Below are 13,150 nucleotides of genomic sequence, written 5' to 3'. Positions count from 1 at the left end.
GGTCAAACAAGCCTATCACAGGCGATTGGAATAAAAAATTCCAAATTACATTGACACATTGGAATGACCGAATAGTCTCTTTCCGAGGCACGCGGACTCACGCCTGCCCTTGAGCCCCTTCCTTGGCGGGTTTCGTATCATGGACAGATTGCGAATATCGGGCGGTAGACGGTTGCAGGGCGCGGTGACAATCGCCGGCGCCAAGAATGCCGCCCTGCCGCAGATCGCGGCGGCACTCCTGAGCCCCCATCCGCTGGAACTGACGAACCTGCCTGTGGTCAGCGATGTCGAGAACATGCTCGGCGTCGTCTCGCTCCATGGTGCCGTGGTGACCCGCTCGGCGCATGGCACGACGATCGATCCCGCCGGCATTGTCTCGGTGGAGACCTCCTACGATACCGTCAGACGCATGCGGGCGACGGTGCTGGTGCTGGCGCCGTTACTGGCGCGCTTCGGTCATGCCCGCGTATCGCTTCCCGGCGGCTGCGCCATCGGTGCACGGCCTGTCGACATGCACATCAAGGCGCTGGCAACGCTCGGGGCCGATATCGATGTGGAGAATGGATCGATCGTCGCATCGGCTCCGAAGGGCTTGAGGGGCTCGCGCGTCGTGCTGAGTTCACCTTCGGTCGGTGCGACGGAGACGGCGATGATGGCGGCATGTGCCGCCAAGGGCGAGACCGAGATATTGAATGCGGCGCGAGAGCCGGAAGTGGCCGATCTCGCCGCCTGCCTTGCGGCCATGGGAGCCCGGATCGACGGCGCGGGCACGCATCGTATCCTGATCGACGGCAACACGAGTTGGCGGCCTGCCAGACATCACGGCATCCCCGATCGGATCGAGGCCGGCACCTATGCGGTTGCGGCCGCCATCACCGGCGGGCAGCTCGAGCTGATCCATGCCCGGCTCGAAAATCTGGCCTCCGTCGTACAGGTGCTGGAGGCGATGGGCGTCAGTGTCTGGCCGAGCGATCGCGGCCTGGTGGTTTCCAGGGATGGGCCGCTCAAGGGCACCGACATCACCACCGAACCCTATCCCGGCTTCCCGACCGACCTGCAGGCCCAGTTCATGGCGCTGGCCTGCTGCGCCGAGGGCGCGTCGCTGATCCGCGAGACGGTCTTCGAAAACCGCTTCATGCATGTGCCAGAACTGATGCGCCTCGGCGCGAACATCAAATTGCAGGGCACGACGGCGCTGGTGCGCGGCGGCAAGCCCCTGAGGGGCGCGCAGGTAATGGCGACCGATCTGCGCGCCTCGGTTTCGCTGGTGCTGGCGGCACTGGTGTCGGAAGGCGAAACCATCGTCAACCGCGTCTATCATCTCGACCGCGGCTATGAGCAACTGGATCGCAAGCTCCGCCTGTGTGGCGCCGATATCGAGCGGCTGACGTCATGAGCGCCGAAACGGACAGTTCCCATTATTTCCTCGGCATCGACGGCGGCGGCACCGGTTGCCGCACAAGGATCGAAGACGAGGAGGGCAACATATTGGGTCAGGGCCTGTCCGGCCCGGCGACGACGCGGCTCGGGATAGAGGAGGCCTGGGCTTCGATCGCGCGCGCTTTTGACGCTGCAATCGAGGAGGCAGGGCTCGGGCCGGATGAAATCGCGCGCGTTCATGCCGGGGTCGGGCTGGCCGGGATCGGGCGTAAGGGCGCTCTTGAGGCGTTGCGGGCCATAGGGCATCCCTTTGCCAGCATCGATTTCGTCAGCGACGGCGAGGGAGCCTGTCTCGGCGCGCATTCGGGCCGCGATGGCGCGATCGTCATCGCCGGAACCGGATCGATCGGCCTTGGCTTTGTCGAGGGGCGCCGGCTTCGGGTCGGTGGCTATGGCTTTCCGATCTCCGACGAGGGCAGCGGCGCCTATCTGGGGCTGAAGGTCGTGCAGCTTGCGCTGCGGGCGCATGACGGACGGCAGGAGATGACGGCCCTGCTGACGGAAATCATGCAGCGCTTCCAGAACGATCCCATGGACGCCGTCGCCTGGATGGACCGCGCCTCGGCCACAGACTATGCCGCTTTGGCGCCGATGGTCATGCGTCATGCCGATCAGGGCGACGCCGCTGGACGACGCATCGTCCAGGGTGCCGCCGGGCATATAGACACGCTGGTCCGCACCCTTTTCGACAAGGGCGCTCCGCGCGTCTCGCTGCTGGGCGGCCTTGCAAGCCCGCTGGAGCCGTGGCTCGCGCCGGATGTCCGTCGCCGCCTGAAACCCATCGACGGCGATGCGGTGTCCGGTGCGATCATTCTGGCCAGACGAGCCGTTTGCCGGCGCTGATCGCGCGGGCGACGCATGGTGCCGCCGCCATAGGTTTTACAGATAGAGAAGGCACCTTCCATATATTGGACTGGTAGATCGGCAACGGGTAGAACGGCTTCATGCCCAAGCCAGCCATCATCTTCCTGCCCGGCCTTCTCTGCGATACCCGCATCTGGCGGTATCAGGCGCAATGCATCGCCCCGTTGGCCGATCCCGCCATTGCCGATCTGACCTTGGACGACAGTGTCGGCGCCATGGCGGCGCGAGTGCTCAGCTCTGCTCCGGATCGCTTCGTCCTTGCCGGTATTTCCATGGGCGGCTATGTGGCTTTCGAAATCATGCGGCGGGCGCCCGAACGCATTCTGGCGCTGGCGCTGTTCGACACCAGCGCCGCACCGGATACGCCGGCACGAGCGGAGCGCCGTCGTGTGGGAATGGAGTCCCTGAAGGTCGGCAGATTTGCCGGCGTCACGAGAAAGCTGCTGCCGGAGCTCGTGCATAAAAGCCATCTGGATGGGCCGGTCGCAACCGAGCTTCAGGCTATGGCGGCGCGGGTTGGCGGCGATGCATTCCTGCGTCAGCAGCAGGCGATTCTCGATCGCCCGGATTCGCGAGTATTGCTGCCTGCGATTTCCGTGCCGACACTGGTCGCTGTCGGTGACAGCGACGTGCTGACACCGCCATCGGATTCGCTTGAGATCCATATCGGTATCAGAACCTCGCAATTCGTCCTCATGCGCGATTGCGGGCATCTTCCCGCGATCGAGCAGCCACAGGAAATCACCGAATTGCTCAAAAGCCTTTTGAAGAGGGTCATGCATGACGCCTGAAAATCGCCTCGCCACCTATGGCACGCTCGCGCCCGGACGCGTGAACCATCACCATCTCGAAGGGCTTGACGGCATCTGGAGCCGGGGGATCGTTCGCGGCAGGCTGCTTCAATCCGGTTGGGGCGCGGCGCTGGGCTTTCCCGGTCTCGAATTGAGCGACGACGGCGCCGAGATCGACGTCTTTCTCCTCGAATCCACCGATCTTCCGGCACATTGGGAGCGGCTCGATGCTTTCGAAGGCGAGGGCTACAGCCGTGTCGTCGCGACGGTATGGACCGAGGATGGCGAGCGCGAAGCCTATATCTATGTGCTCGCGGAGGCACGCTAAGCGGATATTTCGGGGACGGCGGCGTGGCCGGTATATCGCGCTATGGTCGCCCGGCCATCAGGCGATGATCTTGCCGAATAATAGGCATTCGCCCGAGGGTTTCCTTCTCACGCCGGATATTGGCGCCGCCTAACGGTGGTGGCGATTTTCGTGCAACCGGATTGGAATATTTTATTCCTTTATGGATTGACGTAAGGAATAAACGGGCATAGCGTTAACCTTGGTAAATAGGGAGCGGGTCGAGAACGAAGCCGAAAAGGCCATCCTCTGATCCACGCAGGTTTTGATCGTCCATCTTGCCGAAAACCGATCGGTGTGCCGGTGTTTAAGTGAGCGCGTCCGCCAATCTGGCTATCGATGTCGAGGCGCTATTTCGTGAGCAGTCCCATGACAGAACAGACATTGATATCCGAACTGGAGCAATTGGTTTCCGAGGGCCGCAATCCGAACACGATGCATATCGATCTCTTGCCGACCTTCGATATTCTGCGTGAAATCAATTATGAGGACCAGACCGTTCCGTTGGCGGTCGAAAAGGTCATTCCGGCGATTGCCGCAGCCGTCAACCAGATCGTCGCCGCCTTTCAGAAGGGTGGCCGGCTGATCTATATGGGTGCGGGTACCAGTGGCCGGCTCGGCGTTCTCGACGCATCCGAATGCCCGCCGACCTTCGGTGTGCCGGCGGATATGGTCATCGGCCTGATTGCGGGCGGTCCTGAGGCGCTGCGCCGTTCCATCGAGGGTGCCGAAGATGACCCTGAACAGGGCCGCCAGGCCTTGCAGGACGTCAAGCTCACGGCTTTGGACGTCGTCGTCGGCATCGCCGTCAGCGGTCGGACGCCTTACGTCATCGGCGGTCTGAACTATGCAAAGAGCGTCGGTGCCGTCACCATCGCTCTGTCCTGCAATCCCAATTCCGCCATCGCCGGCATCGCGGATCTCGCGATCTCCCCCGTCGTCGGCCCGGAAATCCTGACGGGATCGACGCGGCTGAAATCCGGCACGGCGCAGAAGCTCATTCTCAACATGCTGACCACGGCCAGCATGATCCGGATCGGTAAGAGCTATCAAAACCTCATGGTCGATGTGAATGCGAGCAACAAGAAGCTGGTTGCGCGCGCCGCCCGGATCGTGATGCAGGCGACGGGCTGCTCGCTGGAGGAGGCGCGCCGCGCGCTCGATCAGACGGGCAATGACGTCAAACTCGCCATTCTCATGGAAATTACCGGCATGGGCATTGAAGAAGCCCGCACGGCATTGCAAAACGCTGGTGGATTCCTGCGCAAGGCCATCAGCACCAGAACCGCATGAACTGATATTGCGACTGATCTCAAAGAAATGGCCAAAATCGGCTGGGGTAACAATCAACAGGGGGCGAAGAGAATAATGAAGAGCTATTTTTCGGGCAGGCTGATCGCCTGCGTCGCATTGGCGGCGGGTCTCGGGATGGCGGCTATGTCGACTCAGGCGCAGGCGGCGACGCTGCGCATGGCATGGGCGCAGGATGCGACCGGCCTCGATCCGCACAAGCAGACCGCCTTCTCCTCGATCCGCCTGCTGGAACTGATCTACGAGCCGCTGGTCCGTCTCGACGGCAATCTGCAGATCGTACCGGCCATTGCCGAGAGCTGGCAGTTTTCCGCCGATGGCAAGGAGCTGACCTTCAAACTCAATCAGAACGCCAAGTTCCAGAACGGCGCCGCGGTCACTTCGGCCGACGTGAAAGCGTCGTTCCAGCGCATTCTCGATCAGGCGACGGCCGCTGTCGCCCGCGCCAATTTCCTGTCGATCGCCAGCATCGATACGCCTGACGCGACGACCGTCGTCTTTCATCTGTCGCAGCCGGACGTTCCGATCCTGACGGCGATGACCAGCCTCAATGCCGCCATCGTGCCGGCCGGTGAGATTACCGCCGGCTCCATTGGCACCAAGGCGATCGGCTCCGGCCCGTTCAAGCTCGACAACTGGGTGCCGAACTCCAAGGAGGTCCTGAGCGCCAACAAGGATTGGGCCGGCGGCAAGGTCGGCGTCGACGGCATCGATATCAGCGTGCTTCCCGATGAGACGGCGATCCTGGCCTCGCTGCGGACCGGTCAGATCGACTTCGCATTGTTGAACGACCCGCTGGTGGCAACGCTGGTTCCCAAGGAGCCGAAGCTGCAGCTGACCCGGACGCCGGTCCTCTCCTACAACGTCCTGCAGTTGAACCCGTCCCGCAAGCCGATGGATCAGCTTGCCGTGCGCCAGGCGATCTCCTGCGCCATCGACCGGAAGGATGTGATGGATACGGCGGCACTCGGCGAGGGCAAGGTGACGGGACCGTTGACCATGCCACTCTACGCGACCGATCCGAACCAGCTTTTCTGCTACAAGCGCGATGTCGAAAAGGCCAAGAAGCTGATGGCCGACGCCGGCCATGCGGACGGCTTCTCCGCGACCGTGATCGCGGCGACAGGCGAGCCGCCGACAGCGGCGGCCGAGGCGCAGGTCATCCAGTCGCAGCTCGCCGAAATCGGCATCAAGCTCGATATCAAGGTGATGGAACTCAATGTCTATGTCGATACCTGGCTGAAGGGCAATTTCGACATGGCGGTCGCGCTCAATGGCGGCAGCGCCGATCCCTATACGATGTACAATCGCTACTGGACCAAGACCGGCAACCTGCAGAAGGTCGCAAACTATATCGACGATACGCTCGATAGCCTGATGCAGAAGGGCCGTGCCGAGACCGATCCGGCCAAGCGCAAGGCGATCTTCGCCGACTTCGAAAAACATATTGCCGAAGTCTCGCCCTGGATCTGGCTCTATACCGCCTATGGCTACACGGCCGAGCAGAAGAATGTCCAAGGCTTCGTGCCGACGCCGACAGGCTCTCTCTTCGGTCTGAGCAAGGTCTCCGTCCAGTAGCGGATCGCGGGTTCTAGAGGACGTTCCATGGGATATCTGGCACGCCGGCTGATGACGTTCCCGCTGATCATGCTGGGCGTGTCGATCCTCGTCTTCATCGCCATCCGGCTGGTGCCGGGCGATGCGATCACGGCGATGCTGGGAACCAATGCCGGCCTGCTCACGCCGGAACAGCGGCAGGCGCTCGCCGCCTATTTCGGCATCGACCAGTCCTGGTTCGTGCAGTACTGGCACTGGCTGTTCGGGGTCCTCCAGGGCAATCTCGGCCTTTCCGTCACCTATGGCAAACCGGTGCTCGACATCATCCTCGAACGCTTTCCGCTGACGCTCGAGCTCGCCTTGCTGTCCATGGCGATCGCGCTGCTGATCGGCCTGCCTGCCGGCGTCTTCGCCGCGACCCGCAACGAGAGGCCGTCCGATCTGCTGGTCCGCGTCGTCGCCATGATCGGGCAATCCACGCCGAATTTCGTGCTGGGTCTGTTGATCATCTATGCGCTGTCGGCCGGGTTCGGCGTGCTGCCGACCATGGGCGCGTTCACGCCGTTCTGGCAGGACCCTCTTGGAAATCTTGGTCAGATGATCCTGCCGGCGCTGACGCTCGGCTTCGCCTTCGCGGCCTCCGTCACGCGCGTCGTGCGCTCCGCCATGCTCGACGTTCTGAGCGACGATTACGTCCGCACGGCACGCAGCCGCGGTGTGCCGGCGCGCGGCGTCATCTGGCGCCATGCCTTGCCGAACGCCCTCATACCGGTGGTGACGCTGAGCGGCGTCGAGTTCGGCTATCTGCTGGGCGGGGCCGTGCTGGTCGAGCAGATCTACGCTCTTCCGGGTCTCGGACGCATGGTGCTCGATGCGATCCTGCAAAGGGATTATGCGCTGGTGCAGGGCAGTGTGCTGTTCATCGCCCTCAACTTCATGATCGTCAACCTCCTCGTCGATCTCGCCTATGTCGCGCTCGATCCGCGCGTCCGCCTGGGAGAGGGTTGATGCGCATCGTCAGGGCTATTTTCGGGCACACGAGCGGCCGGATCGGCGGCGCCATCGTTCTCGTCTATCTGGTCCTCGCCATTCTCGGCATGCTGGGCCTGACGCCGCATGATCCGCTGACGCAGAACAGGATCGACCGCCTGCATGCGCCGAACGCCGTCTATTGGATGGGGACCGACCTCTTCGGCCGTGACGTGGCAAGCCGGCTCATGAACGGGATTGGCGAATCCTTCACCGTCGCTTTCCTCTCCGTCGCGCTCGCAAGCCTGATCGGCACCGTGCTGGGCTTGACTGCCGCCTGGTTCGGAAAGCGCTGGGATGGGGTGATCATGCGGATGATGGATGTGCTGCTGGCATTCCCGGCCATCCTTCTCGCACTGCTGATCATCGCCATCGTCGGCCCCGGGACATGGACCAGTGTCGCCGCCATCGCCATCGTCTATACGCCGATCTTCACCCGCGTCGTGCGGGGGCCGGCGCTGTCGCTGAAGGCGCGCGATTTCGTCGATGCCGCCCGCACCTTCGGCAGCAGCAAGCGCTATATCCTGACGCGGCATCTGCTGCTTAATCTCGTTGCACCGCTGACGGTACAGATCACGCTGGCGCTGGCATGGTCGCTTCTGACGGAGGCCGGGTTGAGCTTCCTCGGCCTCGGCACGCAGCCGCCGGCGTCTTCGCTCGGATTGATGCTGAGCGACAGCCGCAACCTGATGGAAACGGCGCCCTGGCTGCTGATCTTCCCCGCCGTCACCATCATGATCAGTATTCTCGGCTTCAACCTGCTCGGCGATGCCTTGCGCGATATTCTCGACCCCAAGATGCGGAGGGCGACCTTATGAGCCCGCTGCTGTCCGTTTCCGATCTGCATGTGGGTTTCGGGCGCGATCCGCGCGCCAACAGGATCGTCCGCGGCGTGAGTTTCGATCTTGCCGCCGGCGAGACGCTGGCGATCGTCGGCGAGAGCGGTTCGGGGAAATCGGTCACGGCCTTGTCGATCAATCGCCTCGTCGATTTCGGCGGCGGCCGCATTGTCGAAGGCTCGATCAGGCTGAAGCGCGCCGACAACAGCGTTCTCGACCTGACGACGGCGAGCGAAGCGGCGCTGACGAAAATCCGTGGCGCCGAGATTGGCATGATCTTCCAGGAGCCGATGACATCGCTCAATCCGGTGCTGACCATCGGCACGCAGATCGAAGAGTCCTTCCGCCTGCATCGTGGCTTGACCGGTAGACAGGCGAGGGCGGCGGCCAAGGATGCACTCGACCGCGTCCGCATCCCCGATGCCGCGCGACGGCTGAGATATTGCCCGAACCAGCTCTCCGGCGGCATGCTGCAGCGGGTGATGATCGCGACCGCGCTCGCCTGCAATCCGCGCCTGCTGATCGCCGACGAGCCGACCACGGCGCTGGATGTGACGGTGCAGGCGCAGATCATGGCCCTGCTGGCCGAATTGAAGCGCGAGACCGGCATGGCGATGATCTTCATCACCCACGATATCGGCCTCGTTGCCGGCATTGCCGACAAGGTCATGGTGATGCAGGCGGGACAGGCGGTCGAGCGGGGAGAGCTGAACCAGATCCTGGACAGACCCGCTCATCCCTACACGCAGCATCTCCTTCACGCCGTCCCGCATTTTTCGGCGGGCCGCGCGGCCAGATCGGATTTCAGCCGGAACGAGGTGGCTGAGCCTGCGCCGGCGTTGAAGGTCGAAGGGCTGACGGTTCGTTTTCCAGTCTCGGGCAGTTTCTTTCATCGCGCGGCTGGCGCCGTGCATGCGGTCGAGGGTGTCGATTTCGATCTGATGCCGGGCGAAACGCTGGCGATCGTCGGCGAAAGCGGTTCCGGCAAATCCACCACGGCGCGCGCCATTCTGGGGCTGGTCAAGTCGACGCGCGGAACGTTCCAGGCGCAGGGCGCAAGGCTCGCGGATCGGGCAAAGACGGTGCAGATGGTGTTCCAGAACCCCTATGCCTCGCTCAATCCCCGGCTGCGAGTGGACAGTATTCTGGCCGAGCCCGTCATCGCTGCTGGTGGCCGCGCTACCAGGGAGATACGCGACAGGATGGTCATGTTGCTGAAGCGCGTCGGCCTGCCCGAAAACAGTCTCGAGCGCTATCCGCATGAATTTTCCGGCGGCCAGCGCCAGCGGCTATGCATTGCGCGGGCGCTGATGCTGAACCCGTCCGTTCTGGTGCTCGACGAAGCCGTCTCGGCGCTTGATGTCTCGGTGCAGGCGCAGGTTCTGGATCTGTTGATCGAATTGCAGCGCGAATATCGTCTTGCCTATCTGTTCATCTCGCATGACATGGCGGTGGTCGAGCGGATTGCGCACAGGATCGCCGTGATCTATGCCGGTCAGATCGTCGAGATCGGCGATGCCGCTTCGGTGCTGTCGGAGCCGAAGCATTCCTATACGAAGCGGCTGATCTCGGCCGTTCCGACGGTCGAGCGCCGGCGGGAGAATTTTGCGCTGGATACGCGCCAGCTTCCCTCCTTGGTGCGCCCGCTCGGTTTCGAACCGGTCGCACCCGAATGGCGCCGGTTTGCTGCGGATCACATGGCTCAGGCGGAAGCCTGAGAAAGAAGGGCGGGAGAGGATATGACGCCAGTGGCGGATACCGACTTGGCACGGCGTTTCGACCGGGCATTCGCGCCTGTCGAAGCCGCCGTTGCGGCCGGGCGTATTCCGGGTGGCGTGCTCGGCATCGTCGATCTCGACGGCGGCCGCATGGTCCGCGCGCTCGGCTCGGCGCAAAAGGCTCCGGTTTCGAGGCCGATGCTGACCGACATATGGTTCGATCTGGCGTCGCTGACCAAGGTCATCTTCACGACGCCACGCATCCTGGCCCTGGCGGAGGCCGGCACGATCGATCTCGACGCGCCGCTGACCTCGCTGCTGCCGGATCTGCGCCAATATGATGCCTCGGCCTGGGAGCGGAAGGTGACTTTCCGCCAGTGCCTCGGCCATCAGACGCCCTTTCCCGCCGTCGAGCCGCTCTATACCTATGGCCAGAGCCCCGATCTGCTGCGCGCCTTCATCCTGCAGCGCGAATGGCGAGCCGGACCGCCTGTCTATTCCGACATCAATTTCATACTGCTTGGGTTCGCGCTGGAGCGCCTGACCGGGCAGACGATCCGCGACATGGATGCCGGACCGGGTTTTGCCTTCTCCGCCGCGCCGGATCGGGCCGCCGCCACGGAAGACTGCACCTGGCGCCATCGTGTTCTCTCGGGCGAAGTGCATGACGACAATTGCTCGGCACTTGCGGGCGCCGGCCATGCCGGCCTGTTCGGTACGGTGTCCTCGATCCTCGATTTCGCCGAGGGACTATTGAACGGGACGGGTGCTGCCGAACGCTCCATCGCCCTGATGCGCACGTCCTTGTCGGCGACGCGCACCCATGGCTGGGAACGTCCTTATGACGACTGGTCCGGCGGCAGGCTGTGTTCGCCGGGTACGATCGGCCATACCGGCTTTACCGGCACCGGCCTCTGGATCGATTTTGACAGAGGCAGGGCCTGGACCCTGCTCACCAACCGCATTCATCCGACACGCCATTTCGACAGCGGGATCGTTTCGCTCCGACAGAGCGTCGGCGATCTCGTCAACAAAGCTTAGGATCTTGATCATGGAACCAATCTGGGCAGTCGGTCTGATGACGGGGACCGTTCTCGACGGCAATATCGATGTCGCGTTGATCAAGACGGACGGCGAGCGGATCGCGGAATTCGGTCCCTATGCGCTGGCGCCCTATCCGGACTGGATCAGGCGGCTGCTGGAGGAGACCTTGGCGCAGGCGAGGGTCTGGAATTTCAACGGGCCGGAGCCGGCCATCTTCAAGGAGGCCGAGGAGGCACTGACGCGCGCCCAGTCGGCTGCGGTCAAGGAGCTGGTCGAGAGCTTTGGCCTGACTATGGCCGATATCGGCGCGGTCGGCTTCCACGGCCAGACCGTGCTGCATCGTGCCCCGCAGAAGGGTCGTCTCGGCGATACGCGCCAGCTCGGCGATGGCGAGCTGATGCATTCCATCCTCGGCACGAAGGTTGCCTATGATTTCCGTTCCGCCGATGTCAGGGCAGGGGGGCAGGGCGCGCCGCTGGCGGCGGCCTATCATACCGCTTTGCTGCGCAGCGCGGGCACCGGCGATGACACCGCTATCCTCAACCTCGGCGGCGTCGCCAATATCACCTGGTCGGACGGCGAAGGCAATTTCGTCGCCTTCGATACCGGACCGGCCAATGCACCGCTCAATGATTTCGTCAAAGCCCACGGCCTTGGCGAAATGGACAGGGACGGCACGCTCGGCCAAGCAGGTACGGTGGATGAGGCAAGGCTCGCGAAGCTGCTGCAGCACCCATATCTCAGCGCTCCCTATCCGAAATCGCTGGATCGTTTCGACTTCGGCGCCTCCATGGCCGATGGTCTTGGCCCCGAAGATGGCGCGGCAACGCTTTCGGCCTTTACGGCGTCCGCCGTCGGCAAGGCGCTGGATCTGCTGCCGCGCCGCCCCACGAAGCTGGTGGTCAGCGGCGGCGGCCGCCGCAATCCGACGATCATGGCGATGCTGCGGACGCGCGCGGGTGCGGAGCCGATTTCCGCGGAAACGCTCGGCTGGCGCGGCGATGCCGTCGAGGCGGAATGTTTTGCGTTCCTGGCCGTGCGCGTACTGAGGGGATTGCCGATCAGCTTCCCCGGCACGACGGGCGTACCGGCGCCGATGTGCGGTGGCCGCCTGGCTGGATAGGATACCTCGGTTCGCCGCTCCAGCCTTTCAGGTTTTCCTCGTTGCGCAAGGATGCTATGAGATCGTTGACCTAGCGATTTGATGGCATCCACGGATTGCGCGCGCATGGCAGCTGGACAGTTTCGGTCGCGATTGGCCGGCAAGATCATCGGACATGCCGTGGCCATCGGCTTCCTGACATCGGCTGTTTGTCCCGCAAGCGCGCAACCTGAATGGAGTGGCGCGCCGCCATCCTGCCTATCGGGACCATTGACCACCGACAGTGGCGAAACGCTGTGCATTCGCAAAGACAGCTACAACCGCGATCTCTGTCAGGCGATCGAGTATTTCGCGCATGCCAACCGCTTGCCGCCCGACTATCTGGCGAGACTGATCTGGCGCGAAAGCACCTTTCGGCCCGACGCCGTCAGCCCGAAGGGCGCGCAGGGCATAGCGCAATTCATGCCGGGAACGGCACGGCTGCGCGGTGTTCGCGACAGCTACGACCTGCTGGAAGCCTTGAGCAAGGCAGCCACGTATCTCGATGAATTGCGCGACCGTTTCGGCAATCTCGGCTTTGCGGCCGCCGCCTACAATGCCGGCGAAAACGGGTTGGCGAATTTCCTCAACTCCGGCAGCCTCCCCTATGAAACGCGCAGCTATGTGACGGCGATCACTGCCTATACGGTCGAGCAATGGAAGGACGATCCGCCAGATATCGCCGCGCCCAAACTCGACAAAGGCAAACCATTCCTGGAAGCCTGCCTGGCGCTTGCCGGGACTCGCCGGCTGAAGCAGGTCGCATTGCAGCAGGAGCGTCCCTGGGCACCCTGGGGCGTGCAGCTTGCCGAGCATTTCCAGCCCGCTGCCGCCCGCCGCCTGTTTTCGGAGGATATCGGCAAGCTTTCGGCGCCGCTCAACAAGGAAAAGCCCCTGATCGTGCGCCAGCGCAACGGCAGCTTCGGTTTCCGCATCCGCTACGCCGCCCGCATCGGCCGGGAAACGCGGGCCGAGGCGGAACAGGTTTGCGCCCAAATCCGTCAACAAGGCGGAAGCTGCCTGGTTTTCAAGAACTGATCTTCCACCGTCCGAGCCTCCATTCGGGGATG

12 protein-coding genes are annotated in these 13,150 nt (G+C 63.2%); all 12 read left to right on the top strand.

Features of this window, described 5'->3' with window-relative positions; translation table 11 throughout:
• Positions 1-139: 139 nt before the first annotated feature.
• Complete coding sequence (gene murA, locus FHX11_RS11855) at positions 140-1,396, top strand: UDP-N-acetylglucosamine 1-carboxyvinyltransferase (RefSeq protein ID WP_184357821.1); 1,257 nt, start codon at positions 140-142, stop codon at positions 1,394-1,396.
• Complete coding sequence (locus FHX11_RS11850; protein WP_184357820.1) at positions 1,393-2,283, top strand: N-acetylglucosamine kinase; 891 nt, start codon at positions 1,393-1,395, stop codon at positions 2,281-2,283. Before murA ends, FHX11_RS11850 begins: the two co-directional genes overlap by 4 nt.
• A 101-nt stretch (positions 2,284-2,384) precedes the next feature.
• A complete protein-coding gene (locus tag FHX11_RS11845) occupies positions 2,385-3,095 on the top strand; it encodes an alpha/beta fold hydrolase (protein ID WP_184357819.1) in 711 nt (236 codons plus the stop codon).
• Positions 3,085-3,423: a gamma-glutamylcyclotransferase family protein gene (locus tag FHX11_RS11840; protein WP_184357818.1), complete on the top strand. Its 339-nt coding sequence runs from the start codon at positions 3,085-3,087 to the stop codon at positions 3,421-3,423. The genes FHX11_RS11845 and FHX11_RS11840 overlap by 11 nt, the downstream gene beginning before the upstream one ends.
• Positions 3,424-3,810: 387 nt before the next feature.
• On the top strand, positions 3,811-4,734 hold the full coding sequence (murQ, locus tag FHX11_RS11835) for an N-acetylmuramic acid 6-phosphate etherase (RefSeq protein ID WP_184357817.1): 924 nt from the start codon (positions 3,811-3,813) through the stop codon (positions 4,732-4,734).
• 75 nt (positions 4,735-4,809) lie between these two features.
• On the top strand, positions 4,810-6,330 hold the full coding sequence (locus FHX11_RS11830) for an ABC transporter substrate-binding protein (protein WP_184357816.1): 1,521 nt from the start codon (positions 4,810-4,812) through the stop codon (positions 6,328-6,330).
• Positions 6,331-6,357: 27 nt separating this feature from the next.
• Positions 6,358-7,317, top strand: a complete 960-nt coding sequence (locus tag FHX11_RS11825) for an ABC transporter permease (RefSeq protein WP_184357815.1) — start codon at positions 6,358-6,360, stop codon at positions 7,315-7,317.
• The gene (locus tag FHX11_RS11820) at positions 7,317-8,156 is read left to right on the top strand and encodes an ABC transporter permease (protein WP_184357814.1); all 840 of its coding nucleotides are present in this window, start codon (positions 7,317-7,319) and stop codon (positions 8,154-8,156) included. Before FHX11_RS11825 ends, FHX11_RS11820 begins: the two co-directional genes overlap by 1 nt.
• Positions 8,153-9,895 carry an ABC transporter ATP-binding protein gene (locus FHX11_RS11815; RefSeq protein ID WP_184357813.1) on the top strand — a complete coding sequence of 581 codons (1,743 nt, stop codon included), beginning with the start codon at positions 8,153-8,155 and terminating at the stop codon, positions 9,893-9,895. The genes FHX11_RS11820 and FHX11_RS11815 overlap by 4 nt, the downstream gene beginning before the upstream one ends.
• 21 nt (positions 9,896-9,916) lie before the next feature.
• Entirely contained in the window at positions 9,917-10,936 is a 1,020-nt protein-coding gene (locus FHX11_RS11810; protein ID WP_184357812.1) for a serine hydrolase, read from the top strand.
• Between the two features lie 10 nt (positions 10,937-10,946).
• Positions 10,947-12,062, top strand: a complete 1,116-nt coding sequence (locus FHX11_RS11805) for an anhydro-N-acetylmuramic acid kinase (RefSeq protein WP_184357811.1) — start codon at positions 10,947-10,949, stop codon at positions 12,060-12,062.
• Positions 12,063-12,167: 105 nt separating this feature from the next.
• Entirely contained in the window at positions 12,168-13,118 is a 951-nt protein-coding gene (locus tag FHX11_RS11800) for a lytic transglycosylase domain-containing protein (protein WP_184357810.1), read from the top strand.
• Positions 13,119-13,150 lie beyond the last annotated feature (32 nt).

The organism is Rhizobium sp. BK602, from assembly GCF_014195095.1.
Taxonomy (GTDB): Bacteria; Pseudomonadota; Alphaproteobacteria; order Rhizobiales; family Rhizobiaceae; genus Rhizobium.
Note: the sequence above shows the minus strand (reverse complement) of the source record. Positions and strands in the feature narration are given on the sequence as shown.

Bases quoted from the DNA above. Each gene is read 5' to 3' on its own strand.
- murA (WP_184357821.1), top strand. From the start codon at position 140: ATGGACAGATTGCGAATATCGGGCGGTAGACGGTTGCAGGGCGCGGTG.
- FHX11_RS11850 (WP_184357820.1), top strand. From the start codon at position 1,393: ATGAGCGCCGAAACGGACAGTTCCCATTATTTCCTCGGCATCGACGGC.
- FHX11_RS11845 (WP_184357819.1), top strand. From the start codon at position 2,385: ATGCCCAAGCCAGCCATCATCTTCCTGCCCGGCCTTCTCTGCGATACC.
- FHX11_RS11840 (WP_184357818.1), top strand. From the start codon at position 3,085: ATGACGCCTGAAAATCGCCTCGCCACCTATGGCACGCTCGCGCCCGGA.
- murQ (WP_184357817.1), top strand. From the start codon at position 3,811: ATGACAGAACAGACATTGATATCCGAACTGGAGCAATTGGTTTCCGAG.
- FHX11_RS11830 (WP_184357816.1), top strand. From the start codon at position 4,810: ATGAAGAGCTATTTTTCGGGCAGGCTGATCGCCTGCGTCGCATTGGCG.
- FHX11_RS11825 (WP_184357815.1), top strand. From the start codon at position 6,358: ATGGGATATCTGGCACGCCGGCTGATGACGTTCCCGCTGATCATGCTG.
- FHX11_RS11820 (WP_184357814.1), top strand. From the start codon at position 7,317: ATGCGCATCGTCAGGGCTATTTTCGGGCACACGAGCGGCCGGATCGGC.
- FHX11_RS11815 (WP_184357813.1), top strand. From the start codon at position 8,153: ATGAGCCCGCTGCTGTCCGTTTCCGATCTGCATGTGGGTTTCGGGCGC.
- FHX11_RS11810 (WP_184357812.1), top strand. From the start codon at position 9,917: ATGACGCCAGTGGCGGATACCGACTTGGCACGGCGTTTCGACCGGGCA.
- FHX11_RS11805 (WP_184357811.1), top strand. From the start codon at position 10,947: ATGGAACCAATCTGGGCAGTCGGTCTGATGACGGGGACCGTTCTCGAC.
- FHX11_RS11800 (WP_184357810.1), top strand. From the start codon at position 12,168: ATGGCAGCTGGACAGTTTCGGTCGCGATTGGCCGGCAAGATCATCGGA.